The 14,446-nt window shown below is 70.9% G+C and carries 12 protein-coding genes; 6 read left to right on the top strand and 6 right to left on the bottom strand.

Going from position 1 to position 14,446, the window contains the following annotated elements; all coding sequences use genetic code 11:
* Positions 1 to 176: 176 nt before the first annotated feature.
* From lspA to ACFYY2_RS22520, 3 genes are read left to right on the top strand one after another with little or no spacing between them, the layout of a single operon-like run.
* Positions 177 to 791, top strand: coding sequence for a signal peptidase II (lspA, locus tag ACFYY2_RS22530; protein ID WP_388745561.1), 615 nt, complete (start codon positions 177 to 179; stop codon positions 789 to 791).
* 23 nt (positions 792 to 814) lie between these two features.
* Entirely contained in the window at positions 815 to 1,756 is a 942-nt protein-coding gene (locus tag ACFYY2_RS22525) for an RluA family pseudouridine synthase (RefSeq protein ID WP_388745559.1), read from the top strand.
* Positions 1,753 to 2,229 carry a GNAT family N-acetyltransferase gene (locus tag ACFYY2_RS22520; RefSeq protein ID WP_388745557.1) on the top strand — a complete coding sequence of 159 codons (477 nt, stop codon included), beginning with the start codon at positions 1,753 to 1,755 and terminating at the stop codon, positions 2,227 to 2,229. The genes ACFYY2_RS22525 and ACFYY2_RS22520 overlap by 4 nt, the downstream gene beginning before the upstream one ends.
* A 67-nt stretch (positions 2,230 to 2,296) precedes the next feature.
* Here the strand turns inward: ACFYY2_RS22520 and ACFYY2_RS22515 are convergent, their stop codons facing one another.
* Entirely contained in the window at positions 2,297 to 3,439 is a 1,143-nt protein-coding gene (locus ACFYY2_RS22515; protein ID WP_388745555.1) for a mechanosensitive ion channel family protein, read from the bottom strand.
* 38 nt (positions 3,440 to 3,477) lie between these two features.
* Here ACFYY2_RS22515 and ACFYY2_RS22510 point away from each other — a divergent pair, with 38 nt between their 5' ends.
* Positions 3,478 to 4,056: a dienelactone hydrolase family protein gene (locus ACFYY2_RS22510; RefSeq protein WP_388745553.1), complete on the top strand. Its 579-nt coding sequence runs from the start codon at positions 3,478 to 3,480 to the stop codon at positions 4,054 to 4,056.
* Positions 4,057 to 4,132: 76 nt separating this feature from the next.
* On the opposite strand, the gene ACFYY2_RS22505 is transcribed toward ACFYY2_RS22510, so the two are convergent.
* The 4 genes from ACFYY2_RS22505 to ACFYY2_RS22490 all read right to left on the bottom strand — a co-directional run bounded on the left by ACFYY2_RS22505 (position 4,133) and on the right by ACFYY2_RS22490 (position 8,872).
* On the bottom strand, positions 4,133 to 5,785 hold the full coding sequence (locus ACFYY2_RS22505; protein ID WP_388745551.1) for an alkaline phosphatase D family protein: 1,653 nt from the start codon (positions 5,783 to 5,785) through the stop codon (positions 4,133 to 4,135).
* A 122-nt stretch (positions 5,786 to 5,907) separates the two neighbouring features.
* The gene (locus tag ACFYY2_RS22500; RefSeq protein WP_388745549.1) at positions 5,908 to 6,723 is read right to left on the bottom strand and encodes a DsbA family protein; all 816 of its coding nucleotides are present in this window, start codon (positions 6,721 to 6,723) and stop codon (positions 5,908 to 5,910) included.
* A 48-nt stretch (positions 6,724 to 6,771) separates the two neighbouring features.
* Positions 6,772 to 7,488 (bottom strand): hypothetical protein, encoded by a 717-nt coding sequence (locus tag ACFYY2_RS22495; RefSeq protein ID WP_388745547.1) that lies wholly within the window; start codon positions 7,486 to 7,488, stop codon positions 6,772 to 6,774.
* Positions 7,489 to 7,546: 58 nt separating this feature from the next.
* Positions 7,547 to 8,872 carry a DUF2252 domain-containing protein gene (locus tag ACFYY2_RS22490; RefSeq protein WP_388745545.1) on the bottom strand — a complete coding sequence of 442 codons (1,326 nt, stop codon included), beginning with the start codon at positions 8,870 to 8,872 and terminating at the stop codon, positions 7,547 to 7,549.
* 223 nt (positions 8,873 to 9,095) lie between these two features.
* Here ACFYY2_RS22490 and dnaE point away from each other — a divergent pair, with 223 nt between their 5' ends.
* Positions 9,096 to 12,635, top strand: coding sequence for a DNA polymerase III subunit alpha (dnaE, locus tag ACFYY2_RS22485; protein WP_388745543.1), 3,540 nt, complete (start codon positions 9,096 to 9,098; stop codon positions 12,633 to 12,635).
* A gap of 81 nt (positions 12,636 to 12,716) precedes the next feature.
* On the opposite strand, the gene ACFYY2_RS22480 is transcribed toward dnaE, so the two are convergent.
* Positions 12,717 to 12,896 (bottom strand): hypothetical protein, encoded by a 180-nt coding sequence (locus ACFYY2_RS22480; RefSeq protein WP_388745541.1) that lies wholly within the window; start codon positions 12,894 to 12,896, stop codon positions 12,717 to 12,719.
* A 282-nt stretch (positions 12,897 to 13,178) separates the two neighbouring features.
* Here ACFYY2_RS22480 and ACFYY2_RS22475 point away from each other — a divergent pair, with 282 nt between their 5' ends.
* Entirely contained in the window at positions 13,179 to 14,435 is a 1,257-nt protein-coding gene (locus tag ACFYY2_RS22475) for an NYN domain-containing protein (protein ID WP_388745539.1), read from the top strand.
* Positions 14,436 to 14,446: the final 11 nt, after the last annotated feature.

Below are 14,446 nucleotides of genomic sequence, written 5' to 3'. Positions count from 1 at the left end.
GGGGCCCCCCGGGGCGGGGGGGGGCCCCCCCCCCCCCCCGCCGGGCCCCCCCCCCCCCCCGGGGGGGGGGGGGGGCCGGGCCCCCCGGGGGGGGGGGGGGGGGGGCCGCCCCCCCCCCCCCGCCCGGGTGTGTCGTACCCTCGTCCTCAGTCAGGCACCTAGGTTGAGGGACTCACGTGGCAGAGGCGGAGCGCATCATCGGTACGCCGGACATCCCCGAGGCCGAGGGGGCCGACGGGGCTGAGCCCCGGAAGCCCGCGGAGGACCCGACCGCGGCCGGAAGCGACGGCACGGGCGGCGGGCGCGGCAGGAAGAAGGTCCTGGTGCTCCTCGGGGTGGCGGTCCTCGCCTACCTGCTGGACCTGATCAGCAAGATGATCGTGGTCGCGAAGCTGGAGCACCAGGAGCCGATCGAGATCTTCGGCGACTGGCTCAAGTTCGACGCGATCCGCAACGCGGGCGCCGCCTTCGGGATCGGCGAGGCGTTCACCGTGATCTTCACGGCCATCGCCGCCGTCGTGATCGTCGTCATCGTCCGGCTGGCCCGCAAGCTCTACAGCCTGCCCTGGGCGATCGCGCTGGGCCTGCTGCTCGGCGGGGCACTCGGCAACCTCACGGACCGCATCTTCCGCGCTCCGGGAGTCTTCAAGGGCGCCGTGGTCGACTTCATCGCCCCCGCCCACTTCGCCGTCTTCAACCTCGCGGACTCCGCGATCGTGTGCGGCGGAATCCTCATCGTGATCCTCTCCTTCAGGGGTCTGGACCCCGACGGCACCGTGCACAAGGACTAGCGGGCGCAAGGCATACTCGACAGGTGAGTACGTATCCCGAGGTCCGCACCCTGCCCGTACCCGACGGTCTGGAGGGCGAGCGTGTCGACGCCGCCATCTCCCGTATGTTCGGTTTCTCCCGCACGAAGGCCGCCGAGCTGGCCGCCGCCGGGAAGGTGCAGGTGGACGGTGCGGTGGCCGGGAAGTCCGAGCGCGTGCACGGCGGCGCCTGGATGGAGGTCGAGATGCCCCAGGCACCCGCCCCGGTCCAGATCGTCGCCGAGCCCGTCGAGGGCATGGAGATCGTCCATGACGACGACGACATCGTCGTCATCATGAAGCCGGTCGGCGTCGCCGCCCACCCCAGCCCCGGCTGGACCGGCACCACGGTCATCGGCGGCCTCGCGGCGGCCGGTTACCGCATCTCGACCTCGGGTGCCTCGGAACGCCAGGGCATCGTGCACCGGCTGGACGTTGGTACCTCCGGGCTGATGGTCGTGGCCAAGTCCGAGCGGGCCTACACCCTGCTCAAGGCCCAGTTCCGCGACCGCGTCGTCGAGAAGAAGTACCACGCGCTGGTCCAGGGCCACCCCGACCCGATGAGCGGCACGATCGACGCCCCCATCGGCCGTCACCCGCAGCACGACTACAAGTGGGCCGTCACCGCCGAGGGCAAGCCCTCCGTGACGCACTACGACCTCATCGAGGCCTACCGCGCGGCGAGCCTGCTCGACATCAAGCTGGAGACCGGGCGCACCCACCAGATCCGCGTGCACATGTCGGCGCACCGGCACCCCTGCGTCGGAGACCTGACCTACGGCGCCGACCCCACCCTGGCCAAGCGCCTGGGCCTGACCCGGCAGTGGCTGCACGCGGTCCGGCTCGGCTTCGAGCACCCCGCCGACGGCAGCTGGGTCGAGTTCGCCAGCACCTACCCGGACGACCTGCGCCGGGCCCTCGACACGATCGCTGCGGAGAGCGAATGAGCTCCGGGCCCGTCGCGTACACCACCCGCAGGGCACTGGAGGAGAGCGACCTCGCGGCCTGCTTCCAGGTGCGCAAGGAAGTCTTCGTCGCCGAACAGAACGTGCCCGAGGACATCGAGTACGACGTCCACGACGCCACGGCGGTGCACGTCATCGCCGTCGCCGCGGACGGTTCCGCGCTCGGCACCGGACGGCTGCTGCACGGTGCGGCGGCGGCGGACCGCACCGATGGCGACCCCACGGCCGGTTCGCTCGGGCGGCTCGCGGTGACCCGCGCCGCGCGCGGCCTCGGTGTCGGGGCGGCGCTGGTCCGCGCCATCGAGGAGGAGGCCCGCGCGCTGGGCCTGGCCTCCGTGGACCTGCACGCCCAGACGCACGCCCTCGGCTTCTACGAGCGGCTCGGGTACCGCGCGTACGGACCCGAGTTCGACGACGCCGCGATGCCGCACCGCGCGATGCGCCGCACGCTCTGACCGCGCGGGGCCGCCCCTCGCGGGACCTCGGCGTGCGCGGCCTGCGCCGACGCCGCCGACGGGGGCGTCAGCCGCGCCCGGTGCGGGGCGCCGCGTCCTGATCGGCGTGCCGTCCGTTGGCGGACGGGCCGACCGGTTCGGCGCCGGTCAGCTCCCGCCAGTGGTCGCCGGGCGGCAGCGCCGCGGGCGACGTCACGATCCGCGGCAGCGCGTACGGGTGGTGGTCGCGCAGCCAGCCGATCAGCTGTTCCCGCACGGCGCAGCGCACCGTCCAGATGTCGTCCGCGTCCTTCGCCGTGACCACGGCCCGCACCTGGATCGTCGACGGGGTGGTGTCCGTCACCGCCAGGGACCAGTCGCGGCCGTCCCAGGCCGCGCACTCGCCGAGGATGTCGCGCAGTTTCTCGCGCATGGCGGAGACCGGGGCGGAGTGGTCGAGCTGGAGGAAGACCGTGCCGGTCATCTGGGCCCCGCCGCGCGACCAGTTCTCGAACGGCTTGCTCGTGAAGTACGACACGGGCATGGTGATGCGCCGCTCGTCCCAGGTCCGCACCGCGAGGAAGGTCAGGGTGATCTCCTCCACGGTGCCCCACTCCCCGTCCACCACCACGGTGTCGCCGATCCGCACCATGTCGCCGAAGGCGATCTGGAACCCCGCGAAGAGGTTGCCGAGCGTCGACTGGGCGGCGACACCGGCGACGATGCCGAGGACACCGGCGGACGCCAGCATCGACGTGCCGACGGTGCGCATCGCGGGGAAGGTCAGCAGCATCGCCGCCACGGCCACCGTCGCCACCACGGCGGTCACCACGCGCTGGATCAGCGTGACCTGGGTGCGGACGCGGCGGACACGGGCGGGATCACGGGTGCCCGTCGCGTAACGCGCGTACGAGGACTGCACCACGGTGGCGGCGACGCGGATGACCAGCCAGGCCGACGCCGCGATCAGCACCAGGGTCAGCACCTGGCTGATCCCGGGCCGGTGCTCCCGCACGATCTCGAGCTTCAGCTGACCGAAGCTGGCCCTCAGCAGGGCCGTGCAGAGCACCAGTTGCAGAGGTGGCCGGCAGCGCCTCAGCAGGCCCCAGACGGGCGTCTCGTGATGGCGGTCGTCGGCCCTGCGCAGCAGCAGGTCCACCAGCCAGCCCACCAGCAGGGTGATCACCAGCGACCCGCCCACGACGAGCAGCGGCCGCAGTAGGTTCTCCATTCCGTCGTCCTCCAAGAGTCGGGGGCACGCCTGGCACCATGGACCGCATGAACATCATGCTTTTCCACTCGACCTACGGTCTGAGGCCGGCCGTGCACGCGTCTGCCGACCGGCTGCGCGCAGCCGGGCACGAGGTGCGCGTGCCCGATCTCTTCGAGGGGCACACCTTCGAGACGGTCGAGGAGGGAATGGCCTTCAAGGACCGGGTGGGCAAGGACGAGCTGCTCAAGCGGGCCGTGCTGGCGGCCGCGCCCTACTCCGACCAGGGCCTCGTGTACGCGGGATTCTCCTTCGGCGCGTCGGTGGCGCAGACCCTCGCTCTCGGTGACGCGAAGGCCCGCGGCCTGCTGCTGCTCCACGGGACGTCGGACATCGCGGAGAACGCCTCGGTCGACGAACTGCCCGTGCAGCTGCACGTCGCCGACCCCGACGCCTTCGAGTCGCCGGACTGGCTGAACAGCTGGTACCTCCAGATGCGGCGGACCGGGGCCGACGTCGAGGTCTACCGCTATCCCGGGGCGGGGCACCTCTACACGGACCCGGACCTGCCCGACTTCGACCAGGCCGCCGCCGACCTGACCTGGAAGGTCTCGATCGGCTTCCTCGCCACGCTGTAGCCGACCTCCTGGGCGCGCTGCAGCCCGGCGCCGGGGGCCGCACCCCCGGCCTGCGGCCCCCGGCGGTTCGCCGCGGTCAGCGCACGGGGGCGCTGACCCGCTCGATCCGCTGGGTGCCCCTGAGGGTGCGGTAGGACCGGACCCACGACGAGGTCGCGTCCTCGGCGGTCTTGTCGGAGACGGCGTAGTAGTCCATCTGGGAACGCTCGGCCGTGACGTCGAGGACGCCGTAGCCGTGCGAGTCCATGTCGACCCATTTCACATGGCGGTTGGCCGCCTTCACCGCAGCCGCGGCGACGAGCGACACCGTCTGCGGGGCCACCCGCAGGATGTCGTCCAGGTTGTCCGAGGTCACCGAGGTCACGACGAACTCGGTCGCCGCCGAGGCGGACAGCGGATACGTCGCGGCCTTCACGGGGACGTCGTTGGCCCACGCCATGTGGATGTCGCCGGTCAGGAAGACCGTGTCGCGGATCCCCCTGTCGCGCAGGTGGGAGATGAGCTCCCTGCGGTCGTCCGTGTAGCCGTCCCACTGGTCGACGTTGACCGCCAGACCCTCCGCGGGCAGTCCCAGCAGCTCCGCGAGGGGGGCCAGCAGATGGGCCGGGAGCGCGCCGAAGGCCACCGGGGAGATCATCACCGACGTGCCGACCAGCTTCCACGCGGCGTCCGACCCGGCGAGCCCGGCCTTCAGCCAGTCCAGCTGCGCGCGCCCGGTGACCGTGCGCTCCGGGTCGTCGACGGCGCCGTTGCCGACCGACGCCTGTTCGGACCGGAAGCTGCGCAGGTCGAGCAGGTGCAGCTCGGCCAGGCTGCCGAAGGTCAGGCGCCGGTAGACGGTTCCCTCGGTGGAGGCGCGGACCGGCATCCACTCGAAGTACGCCTGCTTCGCCGCGGCCACCCGGGCGGTCCACGCGCCCTCGGCGGCGGGGGTGTGGTTCTCCGCCCCGCCCGACCACGCGTCGTTGGCGAACTCGTGGTCGTCCCATATCGCGATCACCGGATGGGCTGCGTGCAGGGACTGGAGGTCGGTGTCCGTCTTGTACGTGGCGTGCCGCGTGCGGTAGTCGGCCAGGGTGAGGATCTCGTGCGCCGGGGCGTGCGGGCGCACGACGGTGTCCTGGGTCGGATAACTGCCGGACGCGTACTCGTAGATGTAGTCGCCGAGGTGCAGGACCGCGTCCAGGTCCGAACGGGCCGCCAGGTGCCGGTACGGTGAGAACCAGCCCGCCTCCCAGTTGGCGCAGGACACGACGCCGAAGCGGACTCCGGGGACGGCCGCGTCCCTGGCGGGCGCCGTGCGGGTGCGGCCGGCGGGGGAGAGCACCGTCTGCCCGGCGCCGCCCGCCGAGAACCTGAACCAGTAGGCGGTGGCCGGACGCAGCCCGCGGACGTCGGCCTTGACGGTGTGGTCGGACGCGGACCGTGCGACGGTCGTGCCCCGGGCGGCGATCCGGGAGAACGCCCTGTCCTCGGCGATCTCCCAGTCCACCGGGGTGTCGGCGCCGAGGCCCGAACCGGGCACGGCGTCCGGGGCGGGGGTGACACGGGTCCACAGGAGTATCCCGTCGGGCAGCGGGTCCCCGGAGGCGACGCCGTGCAGGAAGGCGGGCCCGCCGGCGGCCCGTGCGCCGGTGGCGGCGGCGATGACGGGAGCGGCGACGGCGGTGGCCGCGGCGGCCTTGACGACCGTGCGGCGGCTGGGTGCTGCTGAAAGGTGTCGGGTCACGGACGATGACCCTACTGGCGAGTAGAGCGAACAGGCGGGCGAACTGGGGAAGTTCGCCCGCCTGTTGGCCGGATGACGCCTGGAATTGTGTCCGTCGCCCCCGGCGGGCGGCGGTTCTCCCGTCAGCCCTTCAGGGCCGCGGTGATCGCCTTCTCGAAGTCGGCCACCGTCATGGGGGCGTTCTTGCTGCCCTCCGCGGTGAGCGTCTTGCCGTCCATCTTCAGGGTCGGGGTGCCCTGGACGCCGCTCTTGTCGAACGCCTTGGACATCTTGATCGCCCAGGCGTCGTAGGTGCCGTCCTCGACGTCCTTCTTGAACGCCGCGTTGCCCTTCAGCGCGTCCACCGTGTCCGCCACCTCGATGAGGTAGGCGTCCTTGGCGAACTTGTCGCTGGTCTCCTCGGGGTGGTACTTCGCGGAGTAGAGCGCGGCCTTGTACTCCAGGAAGGCTTCGGGGCTCACGTTGAGCGCCGCGCCCAGCGCGCTCAGCGCGTTCTTCGAGCCCTCACCGCTGTCGGAGTTGTCGATGAAGGTCGCACCGACGTACTTGATCTTGTACTTGCCGGCGTCGACGTCGCCGGTCACCGTCTTGCCGACCGTCTGCTCGAAGGTGGCGCAGATCGGGCAGCGCGAGTCCTCGTACAGCTCCAGGGTCTTCTTGGCGTCGGCCTTGCCGATGACGACGGTCGTGCCGTCGGCGCCCGAGGTGTTCTTCGGGGCGGTGACGTTCTTCGCGTCCGCGGCCGCCTCCCAGGCGGAGGGCTTGTTCAGCTGCATCACGCCGTAGCTGACGCCGCCGGCGATCGCCAGCACGGCGACGACGGAGACGCCGACGACGATCTGCTTGCGGGTCTTGTCCTTCTTGACCTGGCGCTCGCGCTCCACGCGCAGCCGCTCGCGGGCGGCGGACTTGTTGGCGTGGCTGTTGCGGTTGCTCATGGGTGTGCTCCGTAGGTGGGGGAGTGGCTCAGGGATCTTTCCGCGTACTCAGGCGAAGGTGCGGGCCGAGCGCGGAGGGCCCCTTCGTCCCACGGAGTGCACGAGGAAGCGGGCCGGGGCGAGCGGGTGCGGGCGGTCGCCCCGGCGGATGCCCGGCCGGGTGCGCCGCGCCGTCGCGCGGGTCGCGGCGGCCGCGGTCAGCAGCGGCCGGAAGGCGAAGTCGGCGGCGGAGCGCAGGAGCCCGGCGAGAGCCGACTCGCCGCGGCGCAGCCAGGCCGCCGCCAGGAGCCCGACCGAGACGTGTGCGGCCAGCAGCAGCCACGGGACGGCCGGGCCCGGCGACGCCAGCAGGGCCGCGGGACCGCCGGCCACCCCGGCCAGCGGCGTGCCGACGGAGGCGACACCGGAGAGCCCGTCCGGGCCCGCTCCGGCCTCGCCGCCGCAGAGCACGTCGAAACCCACGGAGCGCAGCGGCCCCGCGATGGGGCCGCCCGCCGCGCCGTAGCAGAGGTGCTGGCCGGTGGTGAACACCGTGTCGGCCGCCAGCTCCAGCGGAACCAGCAGCCCGGCGATCGCCCCGAAACCGCGCTCCCGGCCCGCCAGGGCGAACGCGACGGCGAAGACGGCGGCGGCCAGCAGGGCGACCGCCGCCACCGGCAGGGGCACCCGGGAGAGCAGCACGTGGGACGCGGAGGAGAGCGTGACGACGAGCGCGGTGAACAGCGCCGCGCGTACCGCTCTGATCTGCGTCCCTGATACGTCCATCGCCGGAGAGTGTGCCATGCGTTCCTGTAAGCGAGCCCTAAGGACCTGTCGGCCCGGCCTACAGGCCCGGGATGCGGCCGTTGCGGAAGAGGTCCACGAAGATCTGGTGGTCGCCGCGGGCGCGCGCGCCGTAGCTGTGCGCGAAGTCGACCAGCAGCTCCGCGAAGCCCTCCTCGTCGGCCGCGATGGCCGCGTCGATGGCGCGCTCGGTGGAGAACGGCACCAGTGAGTGACCGCTCTCGTCGTCGGCCGCCGAGTGCATCGTCGCCGTGGCCCGGCCGAGGTCCGCGACGACCGCCGCGATCTCCTCGGGCTCGTCGATCTCGGACCAGTCCAGGTCCACCGCGTACGGCGACACCTCGGCCACGAGCTGACCGGCACCGTCCAGCTCGGTCCAGCCCAGCCACGGGTCGGCGTGCGCCTGGAGCGCCCGCTGCGAGATCACCGTGCGGTGCCCCTCGTGCTGGAAGTAGTCCCGCACGGCGGCGTCCGTGATGTGCCGGGAGACCGCGGGGGTCTGCGCCTGCTTGACGTAGATCACCACGTCGTTCTCCAGGGCGTCGCTGTTGCCCTCCAGGAGGATGTTGTACGACGGCAGGCCGGCCGATCCGATGCCGATGCCGCGGCGCCCGACGACGTCCTTGACCCGGTAGGAGTCGGGCCGGGTCAGGCTCGACTCCGGCAGCGTCTCCAGGTAGCCGTCGAACGCGGCGAGGACCTTGTAGCGCGTGGCGGCGTCCAGGTCGATCGCCCCGCCGCCCGCTCCGAAGCGGCGCTCGAAGTCCCGGATCTCCGTCATCGAGTCCAGCAGACCGAAGCGGGTGAGGGAACGGGCCACCCGGAGCGCTCCCAGCAGGGGGCCCTCCGCGGTGTCCAGGGTGAAGGGCGGCACCTCGTCGTTCTTGGCGCCCGTCGCCAGTGCGTGGATCCGCTCGCGGTAGGCCCCGGCGAAGACCCGGACGAGCTCGGAGATCTGGTCGTCGCCCAGCGCCTTCGCGTAGCCGATCAGGGCGACGGAGGCGGCGAAGCGCTTGAGGTCCCAGGTGAACGGGCCCACGTAGGCCTCGTCGAAGTCGTTGACGTTGAACACGAGGCGGCCGTTGGCGTCCATGTACGTGCCGAAGTTCTCGGCGTGCAGATCGCCGTGGATCCAGACCCGGCTGGTCCGCTCGTCGAGGTACGGGCCGCCGTTCTGCTCGCGGTCCAGGTCGGCGTAGAACAGGCCGGCCGAGCCCCGGTAGAAGGCGAAGGCGGACCCCGCCATCTTGCGGAACTTGACCCGGAAGGCTGCGGGATCGGCGGCGAGGAGCTCGCCGAAAGCGGTGTCGAAAACGGCGAGAATCTGCTCCCCGCGCTGCTCTGCGCCGGTCTGCGTGTCCGACATCGCTGGGTGCCTCCTGGGTGCATGGCGTACATGACAAATGGGACGGGCGTCCCGTTCTACCAACGCGCGACCGTACCCCGGAGTGCCCGCCGCTTGTCACCTCGGAGACGTAGACTTCCACGCTGTCCCCCCAAGCCGTCATCTCCCCGCCGTCGCCCGATCACCACTCGTCGCAGAGGCGCCCCGCGCCCCACCCGTTCCCGAATTCCGGAGGCACAGCGCCGTGAGCAAGCCGCCCTTCACGCACCTGCACGTCCACACCCAGTACTCGCTGCTGGACGGTGCCGCGCGGCTCAAGGACATGTTCGAGGCGTGCAACGACATGGGCATGTCGCACATCGCCATGACCGACCACGGCAACCTCCACGGGGCGTACGACTTCTTCCACTCGGCGAAGAAGGCCGGGGTGACCCCGATCATCGGGATCGAGGCCTACGTCGCGCCCGAGTCGCGCAAGCACAAGCGCAAGATCCAGTGGGGCCAGCCGCACCAGAAGCGCGACGACGTCTCGGGTTCCGGCGGTTACACCCACAAGACGATCTGGGCGGCGAACAGCACCGGACTGCACAACCTCTTCAGGCTCTCCTCGGACGCGTACGCCGAGGGCTGGCTGCAGAAGTGGCCCCGCATGGACAAGGAGACCATCTCCCAGTGGTCCGAGGGCCTCATCGCCTCCACCGGGTGCCCCTCCGGCGAGGTGCAGACGCGGCTGCGGCTCGGGCAGTTCGACGAGGCGGTCCAGGCCGCGTCCGACTACAAGGACATCTTCGGCGAGGGCAGGTACTTCCTGGAGCTGATGGACCACGGCATCGAGATCGAGCGCCGGGTCCGCGACGGGCTCCTGGAGATCGGCAGGAAGCTCGGCATCCCGCCGCTCGTGACGAACGACTCGCACTACACCTACGCCAACGAGGCGACCGCGCACGACGCCCTGCTCTGCATCCAGACCGGCAAGAACCTCTCCGACCCGGACCGCTTCCGCTTCGACGGCACGGGCTACTACCTCAAGACGACGGACGAGATGTACGGCGTCGACTCCTCGGACGCCTGGCAGGAGGGCTGTGCCAACACGCTGCTGGTCGCGCAGCAGATCGACACCGCGGGCATGTTCGAGAAGCGCGACCTCATGCCGAAGTTCGAGATCCCCGAGGGCTTCACCGAGGTCACCTGGTTCCAGGAGGAGGTCCGGGCCGGCATGGGCCGCCGCTACCCGGACGGTGTGCCCGACGACCGGCAGAAGCAGGCCGAGTACGAGATGGACATCATCATCCAGATGGGGTTCCCGGGGTACTTCCTCGTCGTCGCCGACTTCATCATGTGGGCCAAGAACAACGGCATCGCGGTCGGGCCCGGCCGAGGCTCCGCGGCGGGCTCGATCGTCGCGTACGCCATGGGCATCACCGACCTCGACCCGATCACGCACGGACTGATCTTCGAGCGGTTCCTCAACCCCGAGCGCGTGTCCATGCCCGACGTCGACATCGACTTCGACGAGCGCAGGCGCGTCGAGGTCATCCGTTACGTCACCGAGAAGTACGGCGCCGACAAGGTCGCCATGATCGGCACCTACGGCAAGATCAAGGCCAAGAACGCGATCAAGGACTCCGCGCGTGTCCTGGGCTACCCCTACGCGATGGGCGACCGGCTCACCAAGGCCATGCCCGCCGACGTCCTCGGCAAGGGCATCGACCTCAGCGGCATCACCGACCCGAAGCACCCGCGCTACAGCGAGGCCGGCGAGATCCGGGGGATGTACGAGAACGAGCCGGACGTCCAGAAGGTCATCGACACCGCCAAGGGCGTCGAGGGCCTCGTCCGGCAGATGGGCGTGCACGCGGCCGGCGTGATCATGTCCAGCGAGCCCATCGTCGACCACGCCCCCGTCTGGGTCCGGCACACCGACGGCGTCACCATCACGCAGTGGGACTACCCCCAGTGCGAGTCGCTCGGCCTGCTGAAGATGGACTTCCTCGGCCTGCGCAACCTGACGATCATGGACGACGCCATCAAGATGGTGAAGGCCAACAAGGGCGTCGAGCTGGAGATGCTCGCCCTGCCGCTGGACGACCCGAAGACGTACGAGCTGCTCTGCCGGGGCGACACGCTCGGGGTGTTCCAGTTCGACGGCGGCCCCATGCGCTCGCTGCTGCGCCAGATGCAGCCCGACAACTTCGAGGACATCTCCGCCGTCTCGGCGCTCTACCGGCCGGGCCCGATGGGCATGAACTCGCACACGAACTACGCCGAGCGCAAGAACGCCCGGCAGGAGATCACCCCGATCCACCCGGAGCTGGAGGAGCCCCTCAAGGAGGTCCTCGGGCTCACCTACGGCCTGATCGTGTACCAGGAGCAGGTGCAGAAGGCCGCCCAGATCGTCGCCGGCTACTCGCTGGGCGAGGCCGACATCCTGCGCCGCGTGATGGGCAAGAAGAAGCCCGACGAGCTGGCGAAGAACTTCGTCCTGTTCGAGGCCGGCGCCAAGAAGAACGGCTTCTCCGACGCGGCCATCAAGGCGCTGTGGGACGTCCTGGTGCCCTTCGCCGGATACGCGTTCAACAAGGCGCACTCCTCGGCGTACGGCCTGGTCACCTACTGGACCGCCTACCTCAAGGCGAACTACCCCGCCGAATACATGGCGGCCCTGCTGACGTCCGTGAAGGACGACAAGGACAAGTCCGCGGTCTACCTCAACGAGTGCCGGCGCATGGGCATCAAGGTGCTCCCGCCGAACGTCAACGAGTCCGAGTCGAACTTCGCCGCCCAGGGTGACGACGTGATCCTCTTCGGACTGACCGCCGTCCGCAACGTCGGCCAGAACGTGGTCGACTCGATCATCAGGTGCCGCAAGGCGAAGGGGAAGTACTCCACGTTCCCCGACTTCCTCGACAAGGTCGAGGCGGTCGTCTGCAACAAGCGCACCGTCGAGTCGCTCATCAAGGCCGGCGCCTTCGACGAGATGGGACACACCCGCAAGGGGCTCGTCGCCCACCACGAGCCGATGATCGACAACGTGGTGCAGGTCAAGCGCAAGGAGGCCGAGGGGCAGTTCGACCTCTTCGGCGGCATGGGCGACGAGGCGAGCGACGAGCCGGGCTTCGGCCTCGACGTCGAGTTCTCCGACATCGAGTGGGAGAAGTCCTACCTGCTCGCGCAGGAGCGCGAGATGCTCGGCCTCTACGTCTCCGACCACCCGCTCTTCGGGCTGGAGCACGTCCTGTCCGACAAGTCGGACGCGGCGATCTCGCAGCTCACCGGCGGGGAGCACGCCGACGGGGCGATCGTCACCGTGGGCGGCATCATCTCCGGCCTCCAGCGCAAGATGACCAAGCAGGGCAACGCCTGGGCCATCGCCACGGTCGAGGACCTCGCGGGCTCCATCGAGTGCATGTTCTTCCCGGCGACCTACCAGCTGGTCTCCACGCAGCTCGTGGAGGACACCGTCGTCTTCGTCAAGGGCCGTCTCGACAAGCGGGAGGACGTGCCGCGCCTCGTCGCGATGGAGATGCAGGTCCCGGACATCTCCAACGCCGGGTCCAACGCGCCCGTCGTGCTGACCATCCCCACGGTCAGGGTCACCCCGCCCATGGTCAGCCGGCTCGGCGAGGTCCTCAGCAGCCACCGGGGCGACACCGAGGTGCGCATCAGGCTCCAGGGCCCGCGCAAGACCACCGTCCTGCGGCTCGACCGGCACCGGGTCAAGCCCGACCCCGCCCTCTTCGGCGACCTGAAGGTGCTGCTCGGCCCGTCCTGCCTGGCCGGCTGACGGCCGCCCTGCCCGCACCCGCGAGAGGGGCGCCCCGCCGACGGCGGGGCGCCCCTCTCGGCCTGTCGGCCCCGCGGGCCGTCAGTTGTGGCCGAAGCGCTTCTGGTGCTTGCGGGCGACGTCGGACGGGCTGCCCTGAGCCTGCGACTGCGGCTGGGTCTGCGACTCGTACGCCGACGACTTGGCGTCCTCCGCGCCGCGCTCGGCGGCGGACGCGCGGTCGTGCTGACTGCCCTGCTTGCGGTTCTTGTTCTTGGCCATGGTGCTGATGCCTCCTGTGAGGGAGAGGGATCCGGGGGGTCCAGAACCGCTGTCAGACTCACATAGCACCGTATAAGCCGCATGTTGGATCATCACTCAACGTGATTCGGGAGGTATGATGCGCCGTTTTCCGGATCCGCCACGCCGATGATCGAGTTCCGGACCTCAACCCCCTCGCCGTCGGGCAGACTCGAAGGAAACCCTGAGTGAGCGAACCCCGGGTGAGCAGACCGACCCCCTTGCCCGGGCCACGCTGATCCGCTCACGAATTCCCGGAAGAGGGTGGAACGCGTGGACCGTTGCGTCGTCCTGGTGGACGCCGGCTACCTGCTGGGCGCAGCCGCGAGTCTGCTGGCCGGAGAACCCGCCCGTTCCCGCATCACCGTGGACCACGCGGCGCTGATCCAGGGGCTGCGCGAGCGGGCCGAAGCCGACACGGAACAGCCGCTGCTGCGCATCTACTGGTTCGACGGCGCTCCCGACCGCGTGCCGCAGCCCGAACACCGCCGGCTGCGCGTCATGCCCCGGGTCACCGTTCGGCTCGGAGCCCTCACACGGAGTGACGGGCGGTGGGCGCAGAAGGGCGTCGACGCGGCCATGCACGCCGAGCTCACCGAGCTGGCCAGAAATCGCGCCTGCTCCGACGTGGTGCTCGTGACCGGCGACGGCGACCTGCTGCCGGGGCTCATGTCGGCGAAGGAACACGGTGTCGCCGTCCACCTGTGGGCCGTGCAGGCGGCCGACGGCGACTACAACCAGTCCGAGGACCTGGTCGCGGAGGCCGACGAGCGGCGCGTGCTCGACCGGGCCTGGATCACCAAGGCCGTACGCGCCAAGGAGACGGGCGGAATCTGCGCGCCGCCGCCGGCCCCGCGTCCCGAGATCGCCGCGATCCTCTCCGCGCCGCTGCCCGAGGCCGCGCTCGCGGCCTCGGCCGAGCGCGCGTCGGAGGCGCAGGCCGCGGCCCGCAACGGCGCCGGCGCGGTGACCGAGGAGCCCGCCCCCCACACGCAGCCCCCGCCCGGCCACAAGGGCGTACCGACCCCCAAGGACCTCGCGAGCCTGCGCGCGCCCGGGCCGCAGGCCGCACACCACCCCGTACAGCCGCCCGTCGGCAACGCCACGCTGCGCTGGTCGTCGGACAGGGGATGGGTGGAGCGCGGCGGCCCCCTGGGGGAGCCCGCCGAGACCGCGTCGCTGCCGACCCTGGCCCAGCTCACGAGCGCCGAGCAGCGCTGGGCGGACCGGGAGGAGGACATCACCACCGTCGGCGGCGACCCCTTCGAGGTCGGCCAGGTCTTCGCCCGGCGCTGGATGGAACGCCTCCCCGAGACGGTCCACCTGCAGAAACTGTCCACCATGTACCCCCGCATCCCGCACCGCATCGACGGCGAGCTCCTGCGCTACGCGGCGCGCTTCGGGCTGCTCGCGCACAAGGACGACCAGATCGACGAGCACGACCGCTATGCCATCCGTGCCGGGTTCTGGCGGGAGATCGACGTCCGGGCGGCGGCCGAACACGTCCCCGCGGGGGACTGACCCCGGCACCG

Origin of the sequence: Streptomyces sp. NPDC001822, assembly GCF_042892135.1 — a bacterium.
Taxonomy (GTDB): Bacteria; Actinomycetota; Actinomycetes; order Streptomycetales; family Streptomycetaceae; genus Streptomyces.
Note: the sequence above shows the minus strand (reverse complement) of the source record. Positions and strands in the feature narration are given on the sequence as shown.